The sequence below is a fragment of the Cellulomonas sp. ACRRI genome (genome assembly GCF_022346185.1).
Lineage (GTDB): Bacteria > Actinomycetota > Actinomycetes > Actinomycetales > Cellulomonadaceae > Cellulomonas.
The window spans coordinates 1-4,710 of sequence record NZ_JAKRMS010000199.1 but is presented as its reverse complement, the minus strand read 5'-3'; the positions used below and the strand labels follow the sequence as shown (position 1 = coordinate 4,710).

The 4,710-nt window shown below is 73.9% G+C and carries 4 protein-coding genes; 2 read left to right on the top strand and 2 right to left on the bottom strand.

Going from position 1 to position 4,710, the window contains the following annotated elements:
* Positions 1–64: 64 nt before the first annotated feature.
* Both MHY85_RS20210 and MHY85_RS20205 read right to left on the bottom strand, forming a co-directional pair.
* Entirely contained in the window at positions 65–811 is a 747-nt protein-coding gene (locus MHY85_RS20210) for an MIP/aquaporin family protein (RefSeq protein WP_239200068.1), read from the bottom strand.
* Positions 812–911: 100 nt separating this feature from the next.
* Entirely contained in the window at positions 912–2,729 is a 1,818-nt protein-coding gene (locus MHY85_RS20205) for a glycerol-3-phosphate dehydrogenase/oxidase (protein ID WP_239200065.1), read from the bottom strand.
* Positions 2,730–2,920: 191 nt separating this feature from the next.
* Here MHY85_RS20205 and MHY85_RS20200 point away from each other — a divergent pair, with 191 nt between their 5' ends.
* The gene (locus MHY85_RS20200) at positions 2,921–3,910 is read left to right on the top strand and encodes a sugar-binding transcriptional regulator (RefSeq protein ID WP_239200038.1); all 990 of its coding nucleotides are present in this window, start codon (positions 2,921–2,923) and stop codon (positions 3,908–3,910) included.
* A gap of 25 nt (positions 3,911–3,935) precedes the next feature.
* Complete coding sequence (locus tag MHY85_RS20195) at positions 3,936–4,607, top strand: TetR/AcrR family transcriptional regulator (RefSeq protein WP_239200035.1); 672 nt, start codon at positions 3,936–3,938, stop codon at positions 4,605–4,607.
* The last annotated feature ends 103 nt before the right edge of the window (positions 4,608–4,710 follow it).

Below are 4,710 nucleotides of genomic sequence, written 5' to 3'. Positions count from 1 at the left end.
GCCCTGAGCCGGGGCGCCCGCCCCGCAGGGGTGGGGGTGGGCGCCCCGGCTCAGGGCACCGAGGTCAGGCGACCCAGCCGATGGTCATGGCCAGCAGGCCGCCGAGGATGCCGCCGACGGCGGGGCCGAGCACCGGCACCCAGGCGTACGACCAGTCGGACGAGCCCTTGCCGCGGATCGGCAGCAGGGCGTGCGCGATGCGCGGGCCGAGGTCACGCGCCGGGTTGATGGCGTAGCCGGTGGGGCCACCGAGGCTGGCGCCGATCCCGACCACGACCAGGGCGACGCCGAGCGGGCCGATCTGGGCGGGCGTGTTGCCGCTGATGACCACCCAGAACACGAGGACGAACGTGCCGACGACCTCGGTGAGGAAGTTCCACCCGTAGGAGCGCAGCTCCGGCCCGGTGGAGAACACCGCGAGCTTGATGGCGGGGTCCGCGTCCTGGTCGAAGTGCTTCTTGTAGGTGAGGTACGCGACCGTCGAGCCGACGGCGGCGCCGGCGAACTGCGCCGCGATGTACAGGAACCCGTTGGTCGCGTTCACCTCGATGCCCGGGGCGAACTCGTCCTTGCCCGCGGCCCAGATGCCCAGCGTCACCGCCGGGTTCAGGTGCGCGCCGGACTGGAACGCCACGTACACGCCGGTGAAGACCGCGAGGCCCCACCCGAAGTTGATCAGCAGCCAGCCGCCGCCGAATCCCTTCGTCTTCGGCAGGATCACGTTGGCGACCACGCCTGCACCGAGGAGGAGCAGCACGGCGGTGCCGAGGAACTCGGAGAGGATGGCATCTCCGATCGAGATGGACTCCACAGTCGACCTCTTTCTGACGGACGTCGTTGTCTCGCAGGGTCCCGCCCGGTCGAGGACCGACCGGGCGGGGCGCGGCCGGGGGACCGCTAGGTGGTACTGATCATGTCCCTGCCGGGCCTGCGGTGGCAGGGGTGCTGGGCGACGAACCCGGCTTGGTGCCCGGGCGGACGGGGTCCGCGTCGAGCGGGAGCAGCGGCGCGAGGTCCTCCGCGACGTCGCGCGCGGCCTGCGCGGCGGCGTCGTCGGGCTGCTCGGCGGCGGCGAACTCCGCCTGGGCGCGCTGCCGGTACGCGTCGATCTCACGGGCGCGGGTGGCGTCGTCCCAGCCGAGGCGCGGGGCGACGATCGCGGCGATCTCGTCCAGCGCGCCGAGGCCCTTGTCCGCGACCTCGTAGTTGAGGCGGGTGCGGTGCATGAGCACGTCGTCCAGGTGCAGGGCGCCCTCGTGCGTGACGGCGTAGGCGATCTCCGCGCCGATGTACGCGGGGGCCCCGGCGAGCGGCTGGCCGAGCGCCGGCTCCTCGTCGACGATCTCGAGCAGCTCGCCCAGCAGGGAGCCGTACCGGTGCAGCAGGTGGTCCATCCGCCCCCTGTCCCAGCCGTACCGGCCGCCGATGTCCCGGGCCTGGCGCTGCAGCACCTCGAGGCCCTCGGCGCCGACGAGCGGGATCTTGTGCGTGATCGACGGCAGCGTGGTCGCCCGCGAGCCGATCGCGAAGTCGACGGCGTCCTTCGCCATCACCCGGTAGGTGGTGAGCTTGCCGCCCGCGATCACGGTGAGGCCCGGCGTCGGGGAGGCGACGGTGTGCTCGCGCGACACCTTGGCCGACGACGTGCCCTCCTTGGTGCCGGGCTGCAGCAGCGGCCGCAGGCCGGCCCAGGTGCCGATGACGTCGTCGCGGGTGATCGGCCGGGACAGCACGGCGTTCGCGTGCTCGATGACGTAGTCGATGTCGGCGCTGGTGGCCACCGGGTGGGTGAGGTCCTGCTCCCAGGGGGTGTCGGTGGTGCCGATCACCCAGTAGCGGGACCAGGGGATGATGAACAGGACCGACTTCTCGGTCTGCAGGATCAGGCCCGTGTTGCCCGCGATCCGGTCGCGCGGCACGACGATGTGGATGCCCTTGGACGCGAGAACCCGCAGGCCGCCCTCGGTGCCGGCGAGCGACTCGGTCTGCTCGGTCCAGACGCCGGTCGCGTTGATGACGTGCCGGGCGCGCACCGTGAAGCGCTCGCCGGACTCCAGGTCGGCCAGCTCGGCGCCGGTGACCGCGCCGCCCGACGTGGTGGTCAGGCCGACGACCTGGGTGCGGGAGGCCGCGTGCGCGCCGTAGGACACCGCCGTGCGGATCAGGGTCGAGACCAGCCGGGCGTCGTCGACGCTGGCGTCCCAGTACTGCACCGCGCCCACCGCGGCGTCGTGGCGCAGGTCGGGGAACTTGCGCTCCATGCCCTTGCGGGACAGGTGCTGGTGCAGCGGCATGGCGCGCTTGCGGCCGTTGACGCTGGCGAGCGTGTCGTACAGGGCCACGCCGGCGCCGACGTACGCGCGCTCCCAGACCCGGTTCTCGAGCGGGTAGAGGAACGGCACGGGCTTGACCAGGTGCGGGGCGAGGTCGCTGATGAGCAGGTCGCGCTCGGTGAGGGCCTCGCGCACCAGGTGGAAGTCGAGCATCTGCAGGTAGCGCAGGCCGCCGTGCACGAGCTTGCTGGACCGGCTGGAGGTGCCCGAGGCCCAGTCCTGCGCGTCGATGACCGCGGTGGACAGGCCGCGCGTCACCGCGTCCAGCGCGATGCCGGCGCCGGTCACGCCGCCGCCGATGACGAGGACGTCGAGCTCCGGCCCGCCCTCCGTGGTCGCTCGCAGGGCCGCCAGCGCGTCGTCACGCAGGCGAGGGGTCAGTGCTGCGGTCCTCATGTCAGCTCCATCGCGGTCGTGCTCTCCCGGCCGTCGGTGCCCTGGTCGCGGGTGCTCGTGGCCCCGCAGACTGGGGCCTCGGTCCTGTCTGTTCGCTATCGTCGTCACCTCGCGAACAGACGCGCAACCGCAGTGCACGAATGTGCAGGGACCGAGGTCCCGCATCCGGCCCGACGAGGAGGTCGCGGACGATGACCGACCGCGAGCAGGACGTGCTGCGCGCCGCGTCCATGTACTACCTGCAGGACGTCAAGATGGACGTGATCGCGCGGCACCTGCACACGTCGCGGTCGACGGTGTCCCGCCTGCTCAAGCGGGCGCGCGAGACGGGCCTGGTCGAGATCACGCTCCGTCCGTCCAGCACCCGGGCGCCGAGCCTCGGGCGGTCGATCTCCGCCGCGTTCGGCATCGACACCTACGTGGTGCCGGTCCCCGACTCCGGCGAGCCCGCCGACACGCTCGACCAGGTGGCCCGGGCGACCGCACGCCTGCTCGCCTCCTGGTTCGACTCCGACATGATCCTCGGCGTCGCCTGGGGCACGACGCTGGCCGCCGTGTCCCGCCGGCTGCAGCCCAAGGCCACGCACGGCAGCGTCGTCGTCCAGCTGAACGGCGCGGCCAACACGCGCACCTCGGGCATCGAGTACGCGAGCGACCTCATCGCCTCGTTCGGCAGCGCGTTCGGCGCCACCGTGCACCACTTCCCGGTCCCCGCGTTCTTCGACTACCCGGAGACGAAGCAGGCGATGTGGCGGGAGCGGTCGGTGCGCCGGGTCCTCGACGAGCAGGCGCGCGCCGACATCGCGCTGTTCTCCGTCGGCTCGGTCACCGGCTCGGTCCCCAGCCACGTCTACTCCGCGGGGTACCTGGACGACGACGACGTCGAGCTGCTGCACGAGCAGTCGGTCGTCGGCGACGTGTGCACGGTGTTCCTGCGCGCCGACGGGTCGTGGCAGGACGTGCCGCTGAACGCGCGGGCCACGGGCCCGTCGCCCGACCAGCTCCGGCGCATCCCGCGGCGGCTGTGCGCGGTGGCCGGGGACAACAAGGCGGTGCCGCTGCTCGCCGCGCTGCGCGCCGGGACCATGACGGACCTCGTCGTGGACGAGCGGACGGCCGCCCGGCTGCTGGAGCTCGCGCGCAGCGGGGCGGGGGTGCGCGGGCGCGAAACGTCCCGGTGACGCGCGGCTGCTAGCGTCCGCGCGCATGACGGCCCCCACGCCCGACGCGGAGCGAACCGCGACCCGGCCCGGGCGCCCGCGCGCCGCGGACGGCCGGGACACCCGCGGGGACGTCCTCGCCGCCGCGGCGGCCCTGTTCAGCAGCGTCGGGTACACGGCGACCTCGACCTACGCCATCGCCGAGCGGGCGGGCGTGAAGCAGGCGTCGATCTACCACCACTTCCGCGGCAAGGACGTCCTGCTGCGGACCCTGCTGCTCGACACGGTCCGCCCCTCGCTCGACCTGGCCGACGAGCTGCTCGACGCGGCCGGCGACCCGGCGGCGCGGCTGTGGGCGCTGTGCGACGCCGACGCCCGGTGGCTGGCGGACGGGCCGGTCAACATCGGCGGGCTGATGCAGCTGCCGGAGGTCGAGGGCGAGGCGTTCGCCGAGTTCCGCGAGGAGCGCGCGCGGCTGCGCGGCCGGTACGACGCGCTGGTCTCGGCGGTGCTGGGGCGGCCGGAGTCCGCGCGGCCGGCGGAGGCCACGCTGGTGTTCGGGCTGGTCGAGACGGTGATCACCGCGCGGCGGTCCGGCGGGGACGCCGCGGCGCAGGAGGTCGCGCCGCTGGTCGCCGACGCCGCGCTGCGGGTGCTCGGCCTGGACGGCGCGGCGCTGCGCCGGGCGCGCTCGGCGGCGGCGGAGCTGGTGGTGTGACGGCGCCCGCTCCCGTGGACCGGCGGGCGTCGGCGCTGGTGCGCGTCGTAGGTTGAGCGGGTGACCGACCCCGCCGCACCGTCGTCCCCCGTCGCCCCGGCCC